This window comes from Gordonia sp. (in: high G+C Gram-positive bacteria), assembly GCF_052106715.1.
Lineage (GTDB): Bacteria > Actinomycetota > Actinomycetes > Mycobacteriales > Mycobacteriaceae > Gordonia.
In genome coordinates this window covers 1-16,410 of sequence record NZ_JBQEDL010000057.1, presented here as the reverse complement: position 1 = coordinate 16,410, position 16,410 = coordinate 1, and the positions used below count along the sequence as shown (strand labels likewise).

The window sequence follows — 16,410 nt, the reverse complement described above, 5'->3', positions numbered from 1 at the left end:
GATCCTTTCGGGCTGACCGCCCTGCGCGCGGCGACGCTCGAGTCGTGGCGGTCGTCGCCCACGCGGATGGCCGAGGACGCGGCGGCCGAACGTGAACTCTCCGACATCGGATATCGCGGGCGTCTCCTGACCGAACTCGCGGCGAACGCCGCCGATGCCGCCGCCGACGGCGACGGACGCCTGGCGATCACGCTCGACGGCTGGGTGCTGCGGTTCGCGAACACCGGAGCTCCACTCACTCGCGACGGCGTCGAATCCCTGACAGCGCTGCGCGTGTCACCGAAACCGGCACTCGGCGGACCGACCGTCGGCCACTTCGGTGTCGGCTTCCGGTCGACGGCCTTCGCCGATCGCGTGCAGATCTCGTCGACCAGCGGGGCCGTCGAGTTCGACCGTCAGCGCAGCATCGACGCGGTGCGCTCTGAGCTCGGTCTTTCCGAACCCGTTCCCGCGCAACGGTTGGCGTGGCCGTCAGATGCCGTGCCGCCCCGGGGATTCACCACCGAGGTGTCCGTCGATGCAGGGCGCGCCGCAGCGGACCTGTACGCCGGGTTCGCGGACCAGGCACCCGACCTGCTGCTCGAGCTTCCCGCCCTGAGCCGGATCGACATCGGCGACGAATCCTTCGAGCGCCGGGCCGACGGCGACCACGTGTCGATTCTCCGTGACGGAACGGTCGTTGCGCGATGGCTCGTCGCACGCGCGGGGGCCAACACCTGGATGGCCGCGACCGATCCCGACCAGCAGGACGACTCGATCGTGCCGCTGTCCGACGACGTCCTGCGTAGTCCGACGGCGACCGGTGTGCACCTGGCATTGCCTGCCCGTGTCATCACCGGACTGCCGTTGACGCCCGACCGACGTGACGTGCACCCCGACGCAGACATCGCGTCGGCAGCAGCCGGGTACACCGAACTCGTCGCACTGGCGCCCGACGATCAGAAGCACCGCCTGATCCCGCGCCCGACCCTGTCGGCGGGGCGGACGGGCGCGCCACTGCACGAACGGATCCTCGCCGACCTCGCCGTCGCTCGCTGGGTGCCGACCGTGAGCGGCGACGTCATCGCGCCTGAGCGCGCGTGGGTGCTGCCCGGCCTGCCCGACCGGCTCGGCTCCGTGCTCGCCGACGTCCTCGATCCGCTTGCTCACCCGGACGTCTCCGATCGTCAGGGCGCCGCAGCGCTCGTCCGGTTGGGTGCACGCCAGATCGGGCTGGCCGACCTCGCCGACGAACTGTCCGGTGTGCGGCGCCCACCGTCGTGGTGGCAGACCCTCTATGCCGCGCTCGCGATCCTGGTGCAGACCGGCGACGACGCCGCCGAACTAGGGGCGCTGGCGATCCCGCGGGCGGACGGTCGGACGCACCGCGGTGCTCGGGGGCTGTTCGTCCTCGACGGCCTCGTGTCGGACGCCGGTGAGATTGCGGCCCCGGAATGGCTGCCGCTGGTGCATCCGGACGCCTACGACCCGCTGCTCGACCGACTCGGTCTCGAACACTGCAGCATCGCGGACGCACTCGCCGATCCCGCTCTGATCGCGGCGATCGACACCGCCGACACGCACGAAGATCTGTCGACTGCGGTACTGGACCTCGTCGTCCTCGGCGACCTGGACGAGACGTCAGGTCTCGGCGGGGTCGGTCTGGGCGCACTCGAACTGCGAGCGGACGACGGCGAGGACTGGCCTGCCGACGAACTCCTCCTTCCCGACGCCCCGTTGCGCGGAGTGCTCGTCGCCGATTCGCCGTTCGGTTCCGTCGCCCCGGCCCTCGTCGCGCGGTACGGGCCCAAGGCGTTGCGGGCGATCGGCGTCGGCTGGGGATTCGCCGTCGTGCACGACGACCTGCCGACGCGTCCCGATCACGACCTTCCGGACGAGGAGGCGTGGTGGGACGGTTTCGACGCACCGCCGGAGACCGTCGACGCAGTCCGAGACCTCGACCTCGTCGACCCCGACCGGTGGCGTGAGGCGCTCACGTTGCTCGCCGATGACGCGACCGCTCCGCTGCTCGCTGCCGGCTACACCCGGTGGTGGCTGCGGCGGTACGCCGAGATCGATGGAACCGCGCTGCGGCATCTGCGGGCCGTGGACCATCACGCATTCGCTGGCCTCTTCGACGCGTTGGACGACGCCCCGCCGGCCGCGGCCCCGCTCCTCGTCGCCGATCGACCCGACGACGCCGACGACGCGCAGGTCTGGCTCGACCGGCTCGGCGACACCGACCGAGATGTCGCACCCGGAGTCGCAGCTCGCGCCCATGCCGCAGTGGTCGGGGCGGTGCGCGCCGGCCTCATCGCGGTCGACGATATCCAGCCGCCGGAGGGCGCCCGGACACTGGCCGGGACGGTGACCGACGCGCCGATCGTCGTCGACCGCTCGTGGTGGACGTTCGCGGTGCCCGCCGACCGCGCCGTACTGCCCGGACCGACCGTCGACCCCGCCGACGCCGCAATCCTCGCGGACGCGCTGGACGCGGACCTCGCGTCGCAGACGTGTCACGGGGTCCCGATGGATGCGGGCGAGACCGTCGACGCCGACTCCGCCGAGATCGTCGCGCTCGCCGCCACAACCGGACATGCATTGACCGGACGAGTCGTCGTGCACCGTCGCCTGACCGTCGCGGTCGTCGTTGACGGCGACGAACACCGCGTCGACGTACCGTACTGGGTGGACGACACCGGAACCGTCCACGTGAGCATCGCGTCCTGACCCGACCGCGTCCTGACCCGACTCGGACTGGACTGACTCGGTACGGTTGAGACCGATCCGCGACCCCGTCACAGAAGAGGTTGAGCATGCCGGTTGACCGTCTACTGCCCTCCGACGAGGCGCACGACCTCATCGATCTGGTCCGGGATGTCGGGGACCGACTGCTCGAGCCGATCGTCGACACCCACGAGAAGAGCGAGACCTACCCGGACGGCGTGTTCACGGCACTCGGCGAGGCCGGACTCCTCGGCCTGCCGTACCCCGAGGAGTACGACGGCGGTGGCCAGCCGTACGAGGTGTACCTGCAGGTCCTCGAGGAATTGTCGTCTCGGTGGGCGTCGATCGCGGTCGCGGTCAGTGTCCACGGCCTCGCGTGCTTCCCGCTGTTCACCTACGGCACCGACGAACAGAAGCAGCGGTGGCTTCCCGACCTGCTGAACGGGCGACTGATCGGCGCATACAGCTTGTCCGAGCCGCAGGCCGGCTCGGATGCGTCCGCCGTCGCCTGCCGCGCGACACCGGTCGACGGTGGGTACTCGGTGACCGGCACCAAGTCGTGGATCACCCACGGCGGAGTCGCCGACGTCTACAACACGTTCGTCCGGACCGGAGAAGGCTCCAAGGGCATCTCATGCCTGCTCGTCTCGCGTGAGACCGACGGGCTCGAGTTCGGCAGGCCCGAGGAGAAGATGGGGCTGCACGCGGTCCCGACTGCCGCCGCGTCGTACAGCGACGCCCTCGTCGACGCCGACCGACTCCTCGGCGAGCCGGGGCAAGGACTGCAGATCGCGTTCTCCGCACTCGACTCGGGCAGGCTCGGCATCGCCGCATGCGCCACCGGGCTCGCGCAGGCCGCGCTCGACGCCGCTGTCGACTACGCGCGGGAACGGCAGACCTTCGGGAAGGCGATCATCGACCATCAGGGGCTGTCGTTCCTGCTGGCCGATATGGCGGCAGCCGTCGATTCGGCGCGTGCGACCTACCTCGACGCCGCCAGACGACGTGACGCCGGACGCGACTACTCGCGTGCGGCGGCCACCGCGAAACTCGTCGCGACCGACGCGGCGATGAAGGTGACGACCGATGCCGTGCAAGTCCTCGGCGGCAACGGCTACACGCGCGAGTTTCGAGTGGAGCGGTTCATGCGGGAAGCGAAGATCATGCAGATCTTCGAAGGCACCAACCAGATTCAGCGCCTGGTCATCGGGCGCTCGTTGGCGAAGTAGAGGCTCACGAGGATGCAGCCGTTCAGCGTCGATCACACCGTGACCGATTGGGTCATGACGCATCGCAGCGAACCGTGGACGTCGTTTCTGCAGTTCATCACCGTGTGGGGCGACACGCTCACGTTGACGCTCGTCGTGATCGGGGTCGCCGTGCTCGCCTGGATGGCGGGGCGGATCGACTTCGCGGCCGTGATCGTCGCCGGATCACTGTCGGGATGGGCGCTGATGTCACTGCTCAAGGTCGCCTTCACCCGCGACCGACCGCCGGTTCAAGACCGGCTCATCGACATCGGCGGGTATTCGTTCCCGTCCGGTCACGCGATGCTCAGCGTCGTCGTCTACGGGCTGACAGTGATCATTCTGCACCGGCAATACCCACGTGTCCGCGAACGCGCGGTATGGCTGCTGGCCGGTCCGATCCTGGTGGGGCTCATCGGATTCAGCCGCATCTACCTCGGCGTTCACTGGCTGAGCGATGTGCTGTTCGGCTGGCTGTTCGGCTGCATCTGGATCGCATTGTGCGTGGCCGCACATGTGCAGATGTCACGGCGCAGACAGGCCGCACGAGCCGCGCAACGACGGCGGAAGGCTCAGTCGAGCCCGTCCTGAGCGCCACGGGAGCCACGCCGCACGGCAGCGCGCTGGACAGTCACCAGTATCGTTCCGGCGACCCCGACGGCCAGCCCTACCCAGCAGACCGTCAACGCGCGGTCGCCGCCCAGATCTGCGGCCCACACCACGATCGTTGCGACGAGCCAGGCGAGCATTCCGACGACGATCACCGGTTCCGGAGCGCGGAGTCGGGCGGGCAGCTCCGGGATCGGTGTCTCATCACTCATGGCTTCAGGGTAGCTTTTTCCCGTGGCGCGTTGACCGCGCACCGAAAGTACCGAGCCTCCGTATGCGAAGGGTGGACCGATGACCGATCCCGCTGGCAAGCCGACCGGCGTGTTGGACCGCTACTTCAAGATCTCCGAACGTGGGTCGACGCTCGCGCGCGAGATGCGCGGCGGCCTCGTCACATTCTTCGCGATGGCCTACATCGTCGTCTTGAACCCGATCATCATCGGCGGCGACGCAGCGACCAACACCAACGTCGACGCCTTCGGACACGCGCTGAACCCCAACCAGGTGACGGCGGTGACGGCTCTGGTCGCAGGCGTCATGTCGGTGCTGTTCGGCGTGATCGCCAACTTCCCGTTCGCGTTCGCCGCAGGGCTCGGCATCAACAGCCTCCTCGCCGTGACGATCGCGCCGCAGATGAGCTGGCCCGCAGCGATGGGCCTGGTGGTGCTCGACGGCATCGTGATCGTCATCCTCGGCCTGACCGGGGTGCGCACCGCCGTGTTCAACGCGGTCCCCAACGAGTTGAAGGCGGCGATCGCGGCGGGCATCGGCGCCTTCATCGCTCTCGTCGGTCTCGCTAACGCCGGGTTCGTCACGCACGGTGCGGAAAGCGGTCCGCCGGTGCAACTCGGTTCCGACGGCTCCATCGCGACCGTTCCGACCATGCTGTTCTGCATCGGCGTCCTGGTGATGGGCGTTCTCGTGGTGCGGAAGGTGCCCGGTGGCCTGCTCCTGGGCATCGTGATCATGACGATCGTGTCGATCGTCGTCGAGGCCTTCCTGGATCTGAAGACCGCAGACCAGGGCGGATGGGCGATGAACGTACCCGGGGTGCCCGACGGCATCGGCGGTCTGCCCGACCTGTCGCTGGTCGGTGACGTCGACCTGTTCGGCGCGTTCACCGGAGCGTTCGAGCATGTCAGCGTTCTGATCGCGTGCGTATTCCTGTTCACCCTGGTGCTGTCGAACTTCTTCGACGCGATGGGCACCATGACCGGTCTCGGTAAGGAAGCCGGCCTCACCGATAAGGACGGCAACCTGCCGGGTATCGGCAAGGCGTTGGCCGTGGAGGGCGTCGGAGCCGTCGTCGGTGGCGCGGCGTCGTCGTCGTCGAACACGGTGTTCGTCGAATCGTCGTCGGGTATTGCCGAAGGCGCGCGGACCGGCTTGGCGAACGTGGTGAGCGGTGTGCTGTTCCTGGCCGCGATGTTCTTCACGCCGCTGTACACGATCGTTCCGATGGAGGCCGTCGCGCCCGCGCTCATCGTGGTCGGTGCGCTGATGATGGGGCAGGTGCGCGAGATCGACTTCGGTCGCTTCGACTACGCGCTGCCCGCGTTCTTGACCATCGTGGTCATGCCGTTCACGTACTCGATCGCCAACGGCATCGGCGTCGGCTTCATCGCGTGGGTGGTCCTGCAGACCGCGCGTGGCGAGTTCAAGAAGGTCCACCCGCTGCTGTGGATCGTCGCCGCTCTGTTCATCGTCTACTTCGCCCGCGGCCCGATCGAGAACTTGATCAACTCGTAGCACCTCTTATCGCCGATCGAGCCCCACGCTGGTCGAGCGGAGTCGACCCCCTCTTACCGCTGGTCGGGCCCCACGCTGGTCGAGCGGAGTCGACCCCCTCTTACCGCCGGGTCGGGCCCCACGCTGGTCGAGCGAAGTCGAGACCCCACTTGCCGCCGGGTCGAGCCCCACGCTGGTCGAGCGAAGTCGAGACCCTCTCTTGCCGCCGGGTCGAGCCCCACGCTGGTCGAGCGAAGTCGAGACCTCCCGCGGCGTCCGGGGATCTCGACTCCGCTCGACCAGCGTGAAGCGGCGGAAGCAGCCCCTAGAAGAACGTGCCGGGGAAGGGCGCATGCTCGACGTCGAACATGCGGGCAAGCAGGGTGAGAGACTCGGCGGAGTCGACGTCGATCCGACCGGCTTCGGAGAAGCCGCGAGCGGGCGCGCCGCCCAGGTACAGGCTCGAAAGCACCGAGATGTCCATGCTCGCATTCGGCGCGGCATCGGTACGTGAGACGGTGGCCCGGCCGTCGACGATGGACATCTGGTACCGGCCACCGCGATCGGAGTAGCCATCAGTCACGTCGAGGACGAGCGTCCCGTCCTCGGAGTACCGCCGCAATTGCAGCGCGTCGACCACATCGAGGATAGAGACCCACAGCGTGTCCGGACGGGCATGGAACGATGCGGCGCGCGCATCGGTGAGCAGGTGGGGGAGCGGGTCGTCCACGGGGATCGACGCGTGGACCGTCGAGATCAGGTCCAGGCTCGTCAGGACGCGCCACAGGTCGTCGTGCGCTTGCGCGGTCACCGCGACGAGGTCGTCGACGAGAGCCGTCCGATCACGGGCGTCGATTCGGTACGCGGCATAGCCGTCCGGGTGCAGCAGATAATGCAGCCCCGAGGTCTGGGAGTTCCGGCGGAAGCTGCGGTCGGCCAGCAGCGACGGCCACCACGCTTCGGGGCGTCCGATCGCACCGCAACGAGCGGCTGCCCACCGCGCGTGGACGGCGGGAACGTGCTCTTCGACCTCCTCGGGAGTGCCGTACCGGACTCGGGAGTCCTCGGGGGCCTCTGTCCGGAAAGACGCGGCCGCCGGTGCGACGTGGACGCGGTGCGCGTACGCCGCGGGCCCGAATCCGAAACGTTCGTAGATGGTGCCTTCGGTCGCCGTCAAGATCGCCAGCGGATGCCCGCCCGCACGCCAGTCGGCGAACTGGGCGTCGATCATCCGTCGCAGGAGCCCGCGACGGCGATGCGTCGCCGACACCGACACCCACGACAGCCCGGCGACCGACGTGATGGCGCCGCCCGGCAGAGTCAACGGCAGGTCGTAGTAGAGGGAGAACGCCACGATCGTCGACGACCCGGGGACGGTCCCGGCGTCGCGGATCAGGTAGGTCGCCTCGTCGGGGACTTTGGCGCGGAACTCAGTGATCTCGTCGCGCGGCAGCGGGCTCGGCAGAGCGAACGCTCTGGCATCCAGGTCGATGATCTCCGGCCAGTCGGCGTCGCTCGCATGCGTCATCCTCAACGTGTCCACGGTGTCCACTCTGCCATTTTGGGTCTGACGGCTCGGGTGTGCCACCGTATTCAAGGTGAGCGAGCCCCTAACCGTCGAGGTCATCGACATCACTGATCCGTCCGACGAGCGGGTCGACGATTTCCGCGATCTCAACTCGGTCGACCGCCGCCCTGACCTGCCTGCGCTGCCGGGAGGCCGTGTCGGCAAGGCATTGGTGATCGCCGAAGGCGTCCTCGTGGTGCGACGGATGATCGCCTCGCGTTTCGCCCCGCACGCTCTGTTCGGAGTGGACCGTCGGCGCGAAGAGTTGTCGGACGCGGCCATGGAGTACGGGATCGTCGAAGGCGCGGGCGGCGTCCCGTTCTATCGCGCGTCCAAAGAGGTGATGGCGGAGGTCATCGGATTCCATCTCAATCGGGGAGTGTTGGCGGCCGCACGCCGACCGGAGACGTTGACTGTTCAGTCGATCATCGAGTCGGCCCGGACCGTCGCCGTCCTCGAGGGCGTCAACGACCACGAGAACATCGGTAGTGTCTTCCGCAACGCCGCGGGACTCGGCGTCGACGCGGTGGTCTTCGGAGCCGGTTGTGCCGACCCCCTCTACCGCCGCTGTGTCCGCGTCTCGATGGGGCACGCGCTGCTGGTGCCGTTCGCTAAGGCGGAGAACTGGCCCACCGACCTCCAACTTCTGCGCGACAACGGCTTCCAGACCATCGCGTTGACTCCCGGAGAAGGGAGCGTGCCGCTGCGCCAGGCCGTGCGAGCAGAGAAGCTGGCGTTCCTCGTCGGCGCCGAGGGGCCGGGCCTCAAAGAGCACACGATGCGGTCATGCGATGTCCGCGGCCACATCCCGATGAGCCGGGGCACCGACTCTCTCAACGTCGCTACGGCAGCAGCCGTGGCGTTCTACGAGGCGTTGAGCCGCTAGCGCCCAACAGGGCCGACAGCGCTCAGCTGGTGCGGGACCTACAGGCGTCCGCGGAAACCGAAGTAGCGAGAGATCGGACCGGGTGCCCTGGGCACCCTCTCGCGATCGGTGTCCGGTGGGGAGGTGACGGCGAGTGGCGTCGTCGTCTCCGGGTCCACAGGCGCCCCGTTCTGAGGTGTCCCGTTGACAGGCTGCTCATCGACCGGGGCTGGGGCGGGTGTCGGCACCGGAGCGGGGTCGGGACGCACCTGTGACGCAGGCGTCGCCGAGGAGTCGGCGGGCAGAATCCGGTAGGCGTACATCGGGATTCGGGCAGGCTCGGTGTCACCGTCGCCGGGCGGCGGCGTGAACCGGAAGCCGAGCCACTGCCGGTTCGCCTCCTCCGCAAGTTCGGCGGGATGGAACGGCAGATCGAGCGGGTCGGGTTCCGCGCCCGGGAGGTACTGGAGCGGTCGTTCACCCGCCCAGAACGGACTCTCGAAACCGAACGGGACACCGTGGTCGGCGTGGATCGTGTCGGGTGACGCCGCGAACGCGCGTTGCAGCCGTCCGTTCTCCCACCGCGCGAACACGCCGGTGTTGGTCTCCGGATTCAACGACAGGAGCAGTACCGTCCAGCCGGGGGCGAGAGCGGTGACGAACTCGGTGAGCTCATCGGGCGACACCGTCGCCAGCGATCGTCCGGCGAGCACCGCGACATCGCCGAAATGCGCGGCGAACAATGTGTCGTCGGCGGCGTCGGGCAGCATCGATAGATCGGCGACGGCGGTCGCGGACGGCACGTCGCCCACGTAGGCGCGGCGCATGAGATCGTCGGTCTGGTTCGGGTCCGCAACGGATCCGCGTCGAAGTTGTTCGGCGGGATCCGGGCAGGCGACGAACCACAGTGTTGTGGTGTGGGCGAACACTTACTCTCCGGGGTGGCTCCGAACGCCCAGTAGGACGTCCTCCCAGGCCGGGACGGTCGGAGTCGCACGCTTTCCGCTGCGATGCCGAGGTCCCTGCCCGCGTTGTCGTTCCCCGTCGCTCGGCTGTGCTGGCGGGGTGTCGTCGAACTCCAATTCCAACGGAGACGACTGTTGTTCCATGATGCGGTCCGCGTTGACGGTGACGTGCTCGTGGCCGTCGGGCAGCACCTCGTGCTGCGGCGCTTCGGGAGCCTCCGGGACCACAGACATCACCGTGCGACGTGAGGACCGTGCCAATTCGGGCTCGGTCAGTTCCACGGCGAGATCGTCCAACGGCTCGGTGATCCCGCCGTGTGATCCGGGCGTGTACCGCCAGTGCGCGAACTCGTTGTTGCCGTTGCTGGGCCACCCGACCTGGACGACCCACCGGCCGTCCTCGGGGCGCCATGCGTCCCACGACGCGTCCGCAGCTGAATTGCCACGCAGCGTGATGCACTCGGCGACGAGCTCGCCGAGCGTGTTCAGACTGGGCCCGTCGATGCCCGCCGGATGCGACGCGCGCGCCAGTTCGGCGGCGCGTGACCGTTCCAGAAGGACCGGGTGGGCGAAGCGGTAGATCTTCTCGGGCCGTTCGCCGGTCACGTCGGCGAGCTCGTCGACGGTGGCTCCGGCCCGGACGCGGGCTTGGATCTCTCTGGGGCTCAACATGATTCCCGGTTCTGTCGGAACCTCTGGAGTCGGTACGGGGGGAGCGAGGGCGTCGCGAAGCGTGTGGTCGACAGCCAACGCGAACTCCTCACCGGACTCGGTGTCGACACAGATCACTGTCCCGTCAGGATCGACGCGTTGCGCCTTCAGCTTTCGCACTCGATCGATCCTCCTCTGCGTCCCCACGTACGCGGATATCACTTTCAGCGTAAATCACTGCGGGGCCAGACGAGTGAGGGACACGCGGACTGGTCCACGTGTCCCTCATCTACCTGCGTATTAGGTTCGCCAGATCAGAGTTTGCCGACCACGTGGTCGATGCATTCGGTCAGCTTCTGCACGTCCGACGGATCGATTGCCGGGAACATCCCGACGCGCAACTGGTTGCGACCGAGCTTCCGATACGGCTCGGTGTCGACGACGCCGTTCGCGCGGAGAATCTTGGCGACGGCCGCGGCGTCGACGGAATCGGCGAAGTCGATGGTGCCGACCACCTGGCTGCGGTGCGCCTCATCCGCGAACGGCGACGCGTAGGCGCTGGCCTGCGCCCACGAGTAGAGGATATTGCTCGACTCGGCGGTGCGGCCGGTGCAGAAATCCAGGCCGCCGTTGGCGTTCATCCACTCGATCTGGTTCGCGAACAGCAGCAGCGAGCCGACGGCAGGCGTGTTGTAGGTCTGATTCTTGGCGCTGTTGTCGACGGCAGTCGGCAGCGACAGGAACTCGGGACACCACCGGCCCGAGGACTTGATCTCCTCGACGCGCGCGAGGGCGGCCGGGCTCATGATCGCGACCCACAGTCCGCCGTCGGACGCGAACGACTTCTGCGGCGCGAAGTAGTAGACGTCGGTCTGGGCGATGTCGACGGGCAGTCCGCCTGCGCCGGAGGTGGCGTCGATGGCGACCAGCGCGTCACCTGCGTGCTCAGGGCGCAGGACCGGAACGGCGACACCGGTCGACGTCTCGTTCTGGGCCCAGCCGATGAGGTCGACGCCCTCGACGTCGGCGGCAGTGATCGCGGCCGGGTCGGGTGCGGTGCCCGGATCGGTCGAGATGACCTTCGGGTCGGCCAGGAACGGGGCCTTCTTGGTGACGGCCGCGAACTTGGACGAGAATTCGCCGTAGGTCAGGTTGAGGGCGCGCTCGCGCACCAGGCCGAATGCTGCGGCGTCCCAGAATGCGGTGGTGCCGCCGTTGGAGATGACGACCTCGTACCCGTCGGGCAGCGAGAACAGGTCGGTCAGTCCGCTGCGGATGGCGCCGACCACGTTCTTGACGGGCGCCTGGCGGTGACTGGTGCCGAACACCGATGCGCCCGTGTCGACCAGGGACTGCAACTGTTCGGGGCGGACCTTCGATGGTCCACAGCCGAAACGGCCGTCGGTGGGCAGGAGGTCGGCGGGAATGGTGATCGCAGCGTTCTCGGTCATGGTGAGCATCGTAGAACGACGACCCGACCCGGGCCGATTCGGATCGATGAGCATCCGACGATTGCTCTATGAACAGAACAGATGAGTCGAGCGGGTCGGCACCCGGCGGCAGGACTCTCCCACATATGGACACCCGACCCAAGAATCGGGGGTTTGGCGCCGCATATGTGAGATTCCGGCCCGGGCCGGTGGGCTACCTAGACGTCGGGTGATGCCAGGGCGAGGGGTTCGACGGCTTCGGTGAGCGTGTTCAGGAACGAGTCCTCGCCCCACGTGTTGATCTTCCAGAGCACGGCCTTGCTGCCGCCCGAGGTGATCGCCGAGACGAAGATCCTCGACTCGACCCCGACGATCGTCACATTCATGGCGACCCGGTTGCCGCCTGCGGCGCTGTATCGCTCGTAGACGCGGACGGCGCACCGGAGGTTCGTGCCCGTCGGCTCGATGCTCGAGCCGTCCTCGTATGACGCGGATGAACTGGCCCGCATCACTGCGTTGTGGACGATGTCGACGACGGTGTCGAAGTCTCCTCGAAAGACGCGTTCGTACTTGGCCATGCGTTGCAGTCTGCCTCGCCGATCAGTCGGGGTCGGTCGTTCGGTCGAATTCCGCGGTGCCCGACACCGCCGCGGTCATGTCCAGGGCCGCGGCAAAGCGCTGAATGAGGGGGCCGACGCCGACTGCGTAAAGGACGGTGCCGATGCCGAGGGTGCCGCCGAGCGCGAACCCGATCGCAACCACCGTCACCTCGAGCACCGTGCGCACGGTCCGCACCGACCATCCCGTGCGGGCGACGAGCCCGGTCATCAGGCCGTCGCGCGGGCCGGGGCCGAAGCGTGCCCCGATGTAGAGGGCCGTCGCGAACGCGTTGAGGACGATGCCTGCGGCCATAATCGGCACGGCGACCTCCCAGCGCGGCGCGAATGGAAGGTGCGGGGCGACGAGGTCGAAGACGACACCGATGACGATCACGTTCGAGACGGTGCCGAGGCCGGGGATCTGCCGCAGTGGGATCCATGCGAGCAGTGCGGCGGCGCCGACGATGATTGAGACGACACCGATCGACAGGTGCACGTGTTCGGCCACACCCTGGTGCAAGACGTCCCACGGAATGTTCCCGAGCCCGGCCCTCAAGACCATCGCCATCGACGCGCCGTACAAGGCGAGCCCGGCGTACAGGCTTGTGAGGCGGGCGACGAGACGCCACCCGCGGCGGCCTTGCCCGGGCGCGCAGAGAGCGTTGCGACGTGATGGGGTCGTGGAAGCCATGCCGACGATAGTGGTCCCTACTGGACTTGGAATCTATAGCCAGTTGTCCGATACTGGCCTGGTGGCCATATCGCGAAGCGAGCTGACTCCGACCGGTGCCATCGGCGCGCACGCGCTGGCTCGACGTCTCGGGCCCTGGCGACCGGCCGGTCCGCGGCCGGCGTATGCGGCACTGGCCGACGCGGTGCGAGTCCTGCTCCTGGACGGTCGGGTCTCGGTGGGGACGGCGGTGCCGAGCGAGCGAAGTCTGGCCGAGGTGCTCGACGTCAGCCGGACCACCGTCGCGGGCGCGTATGCCGCCCTTCGCGACACCGGCCACCTGCAGTCGCGTCAGGGTGCACGCAGCGTGCTCGTGCTGCCCGTCGACATGCCGGCCGAACCGTTCGACCACGGCGACGAAGCCGATGTGTGCAGGCTCAACATCGCGGCGCCGTCGGCGCCCGACCAGGTGGTGCACGACGCGTTTCGTTATGCGCTCGAGTGCGCGCCGGCCTATCTGTCGGGTGCGGGTGTGTACCCGAGTGGTCTGCGCGTGCTGACCGAGGTCGTCGCACGTCGGTACAGCGAGCGGGGGCTGCCCACGCGACCCGAACAGATCCTGGTGACGGCAGGCGCGCAGCACGCGTTGCGCGTCGTTCTCGACACCCTCGTCTCGCCAGGGGAGTCGGTCGTCGTCGAGCAGCCGACGTACTCGGGGACCCTTCAAGCGCTCGCCCGTCATCGCGCACGGGTCGTCGCACTGCCGCTCGACACCAGCCACGGCTGGGACCTCGACCACCTCGAGTCGATTCTTCGGCTACAACGCCCTGCGCTGGTCTGCATGAACCCGGATTTCCACAATCCGACCGGACTGCTGCTCGCCGCCGACGGACGTCGTCGCCTCGGAGAACTGTCGGCCCGGTACGGGGTTCCGATCGTGATCGACGAGACCGTCGTCGAACTGGGCCTGGACCGTGCCGCTCCGGCGCCGGTCGCAGCGTTCGCATCGCGTCGGGCGCAGGTCATCACGATCGGCTCCGTGAGTAAAACAGTGTGGAGCGGTCTGCGCGTCGGCTGGATCCGGACCGAGGCTCCACCCGATCCGTTCGCCGTCGCCCGCTACGACCTCGGTATCAGCGGTTCGGTGATGGACCAGCTCGCTGCGGCGTACGCCGTCGACGAACTGGCGAGCTTCCTGCCTGGGCGATTGGACACGCTCCGTGCACAACGAGCCGTGGCGCTCGACGCGCTCGGCGACGCGCTACCCGATGCGGTGATCACGCCGGGCGGCGGCGGGCTGTGTCTGTGGGTGAGGTTGCCGCGTCCGGCAGCGACCGCGACCGCGGCAGCCGCAGTGGGACTCGGGGTGCGACTGACGCCGGGAAGTGGATTCGCGCCGGACGGCGGTTTGGAGAACTATATTCGGATCCCCTACACGTTGGGATCGGACGAACTACGGCGTGGGATCGACCTCGTCGGCCGGGCATACCGGCAGGCGATCGGGTCGGGGGCGGAGCCAGGGGAGGACGAGACCGGTCTGCCCGGGCGACTGGCGGTGTGACCGACAGTGGCCGTCTGATTCGGCGCGAGAGAAGCAGGAATATCATCGGATCTTGTGAACGGGCAGGTCGAATTGCAGAACATGAGGGTCGGTTACGGTGCGGACGACGCGACGGGACGCGACGGTGTCGCCGAGAACCTCGATGTCGCGTGGTTGACGGGTGATCCGCCGTGGCGCGCCCTGTTCGAGTCATGGTTCGCCGCGGCGGTCGACGCGGGCGTCACTGAGCCGAATGCGATGATCGTGGGCACGGTCGACGCGGACAGTCGGCCCGCAACGCGCACCGTTCTGTGCAAGGGCGTCAGCGACGACGGGATCGCGTTCTTCACCGGCTACGACTCCGACAAGGGGCGGGCGATCGCTGCGAATCCGTATGCGTCGGCGACGTTTCCGTGGATTGCGATGGAACGGCAGGTCCACGTGCGCGGCCGGGTCGTGAAAGTGCCCGCCGAAGAGACCGCGGCGTACTGGAATTCGCGTCCGCGCGGATCGCAGGTGTCGGCGTCGGCGTCGGATCAGTCGCGACCGATCGAGTCCCGCGAGGCGTTGGAGATGAAGGCTGCGCGCCTCGCCGAGTCGTTGGACGAGGCGGGGTCGGTTCCCGTGCCGTCCAACTGGGGCGGCTACCGGATCGTTCCCGACATCGTCGAGTTCTGGCAGGGGCGCGCCGACCGACTGCACAACCGGGTGCGGGCCGTGCGCGCAGGCGATTCGTGGCACGTCGAGCGCCTGCAGCCGTAATCGTGGCGGCACGACCCTGATGGCGCGACTACTCGCCGACACCACCCCGCTGAAGAACAAGAACTTCAGCCGTCTGTGGTGGGCCAACATCGTCACGGTCATCGGCGCTCAACTGACCGTCGTCGCGGTGCCCGCCCAGATCTACGCGATGACCGGCAGTTCGGCGTACGTCGGACTGACTGGTGTCTTCGGCCTCGTGCCGCTCGTCGTCTTCGGGCTGTGGGGCGGAGCCCTGGCCGACACATTCGATCGTCGGCGCATCCTGATCGTGACGACTCTCGGACTCATCACGACGAGTGTCCTGTTCTGGGCGCAGGCGGCGGCAGAGTGGAACAACGTCTGGATCCTGCTGTGCGTCTTCTCGATTCAGCAGGCGTTCTTCGCCGTCAACCAGCCCACGCGCACCGCGGTGCTGCCGCGAATCTTGGCGAAGCACGAACTCCCGGCGGCCAACTCGCTGAACATGACGGTGATGCAGGCCGGTGCGATCGCCGGTCCGCTGGTCGGCGGCGCGCTGATCCCGGTCCTCGGATTCTCGCTGCTCTACCTCGTGGACGCGATCTTCCTGTTCGCTACGTTGTGGGCGGTGGTCGCGCTGCCCGCGCTCCCACCGCAACTGCCCGAGGGGCGCAAGCCGAAGACTCCGGGCGTCAGGTCTGTGGTGGACGGTCTCGTCTACTTGAGAACGCAGCCGGTGCTGTTGATGTCGTTCGTCGTCGACCTGATCGCGATGATCTTCGGAATGCCGCGCGCCCTGTTCCCCCAGATGGCGCACGAAGACTTCGGTGGCCCGGGCGACGGCGGCGTCGCATTCGCGTTGCTGTTCATCGCGATTCCGCTCGGTGCCGTGGTCGGCGGCGTGCTGTCCGGATGGGTGTCCCGGGTCCAGCGGCAGGGGCGAGCGGTGGTTCTGTGCATCCTGGTGTGGGGTGTGTCGATCACCGTGTCCGGTGGCCTTCTCCTGTTCGCGAACGGTTCGCCGCTACCCGTCCTGCCGTTGGTCGTCGTCGCGCTGATGATCGGCGGTGCCGCCGACATGGCCTCGGCGGCCTTCCGCCAGACCATGCTGCA

The 16,410-nt window shown here is 68.0% G+C and carries 15 protein-coding genes; 8 read left to right on the top strand and 7 right to left on the bottom strand.

What is annotated here, in order from left to right:
• From ACTIMF_RS18230 to ACTIMF_RS18220, 3 genes are all read left to right on the top strand, one after another.
• On the top strand, nt 1–2,709 hold a 2,709-nt coding region (locus ACTIMF_RS18230), incomplete at its 5' end, for a sacsin N-terminal ATP-binding-like domain-containing protein (RefSeq protein WP_442351696.1).
• 86 nt (nt 2,710–2,795) lie between these two features.
• Nucleotides 2,796–3,935 (top strand): acyl-CoA dehydrogenase family protein, encoded by a 1,140-nt coding sequence (locus ACTIMF_RS18225; RefSeq protein ID WP_442351695.1) that lies wholly within the window; start codon nt 2,796–2,798, stop codon nt 3,933–3,935.
• A gap of 12 nt (nt 3,936–3,947) precedes the next feature.
• The gene (locus ACTIMF_RS18220) at nt 3,948–4,544 is read left to right on the top strand and encodes a phosphatase PAP2 family protein (RefSeq protein WP_442351694.1); all 597 of its coding nucleotides are present in this window, start codon (nt 3,948–3,950) and stop codon (nt 4,542–4,544) included.
• On the opposite strand, the gene ACTIMF_RS18215 is transcribed toward ACTIMF_RS18220, so the two are convergent.
• Nucleotides 4,526–4,774, bottom strand: a complete 249-nt coding sequence (locus tag ACTIMF_RS18215) for a DUF2530 domain-containing protein (RefSeq protein ID WP_442351693.1) — start codon at nt 4,772–4,774, stop codon at nt 4,526–4,528. The genes ACTIMF_RS18220 and ACTIMF_RS18215 overlap by 19 nt on opposite strands.
• 79 nt (nt 4,775–4,853) lie before the next feature.
• Between ACTIMF_RS18215 and ACTIMF_RS18210 the strand changes: the two genes are divergently transcribed.
• The gene (locus ACTIMF_RS18210; RefSeq protein ID WP_442351692.1) at nt 4,854–6,311 is read left to right on the top strand and encodes an NCS2 family permease; all 1,458 of its coding nucleotides are present in this window, start codon (nt 4,854–4,856) and stop codon (nt 6,309–6,311) included.
• Between the two features lie 304 nt (nt 6,312–6,615).
• Here the strand turns inward: ACTIMF_RS18210 and ACTIMF_RS18205 are convergent, their stop codons facing one another.
• The gene (locus ACTIMF_RS18205) at nt 6,616–7,842 is read right to left on the bottom strand and encodes a GNAT family N-acetyltransferase (protein ID WP_442351691.1); all 1,227 of its coding nucleotides are present in this window, start codon (nt 7,840–7,842) and stop codon (nt 6,616–6,618) included.
• 46 nt (nt 7,843–7,888) lie between these two features.
• Here ACTIMF_RS18205 and ACTIMF_RS18200 point away from each other — a divergent pair, with 46 nt between their 5' ends.
• Nucleotides 7,889–8,743 (top strand): TrmH family RNA methyltransferase, encoded by an 855-nt coding sequence (locus ACTIMF_RS18200; RefSeq protein WP_442351690.1) that lies wholly within the window; start codon nt 7,889–7,891, stop codon nt 8,741–8,743.
• A gap of 38 nt (nt 8,744–8,781) precedes the next feature.
• Here ACTIMF_RS18200 and ACTIMF_RS18195 read toward each other — a convergent pair whose 3' ends face one another.
• The 5 genes from ACTIMF_RS18195 to yczE form a co-directional block, all read right to left on the bottom strand.
• Complete coding sequence (locus tag ACTIMF_RS18195; RefSeq protein WP_442351689.1) at nt 8,782–9,651, bottom strand: DUF6928 family protein; 870 nt, start codon at nt 9,649–9,651, stop codon at nt 8,782–8,784.
• Complete coding sequence (sepH, locus tag ACTIMF_RS18190) at nt 9,652–10,518, bottom strand: septation protein SepH (protein ID WP_442351688.1); 867 nt, start codon at nt 10,516–10,518, stop codon at nt 9,652–9,654.
• Between the two features lie 134 nt (nt 10,519–10,652).
• Complete coding sequence (serC, locus tag ACTIMF_RS18185) at nt 10,653–11,789, bottom strand: phosphoserine transaminase (RefSeq protein WP_442351687.1); 1,137 nt, start codon at nt 11,787–11,789, stop codon at nt 10,653–10,655.
• 197 nt (nt 11,790–11,986) lie between these two features.
• On the bottom strand, nt 11,987–12,346 hold the full coding sequence (locus ACTIMF_RS18180; RefSeq protein ID WP_442351686.1) for a DUF6054 family protein: 360 nt from the start codon (nt 12,344–12,346) through the stop codon (nt 11,987–11,989).
• A 22-nt stretch (nt 12,347–12,368) separates the two neighbouring features.
• On the bottom strand, nt 12,369–12,935 hold the full coding sequence (gene yczE / locus ACTIMF_RS18175; protein ID WP_442351697.1) for a membrane protein YczE: 567 nt from the start codon (nt 12,933–12,935) through the stop codon (nt 12,369–12,371).
• 184 nt (nt 12,936–13,119) lie between these two features.
• On the opposite strand from yczE, the gene yczR reads away from it, so the two are divergent.
• The 3 genes from yczR to ACTIMF_RS18160 all read left to right on the top strand — a co-directional run.
• A complete protein-coding gene (gene yczR / locus ACTIMF_RS18170) occupies nt 13,120–14,598 on the top strand; it encodes a MocR-like transcription factor YczR (protein WP_442351685.1) in 1,479 nt (492 codons plus the stop codon).
• A gap of 81 nt (nt 14,599–14,679) precedes the next feature.
• Nucleotides 14,680–15,339, top strand: a complete 660-nt coding sequence (gene pdxH / locus ACTIMF_RS18165; RefSeq protein WP_442351684.1) for a pyridoxamine 5'-phosphate oxidase — start codon at nt 14,680–14,682, stop codon at nt 15,337–15,339.
• A gap of 19 nt (nt 15,340–15,358) precedes the next feature.
• On the top strand, nt 15,359–16,410 hold a 1,052-nt coding region (locus tag ACTIMF_RS18160; protein ID WP_442351683.1), incomplete at its 3' end, for an MFS transporter.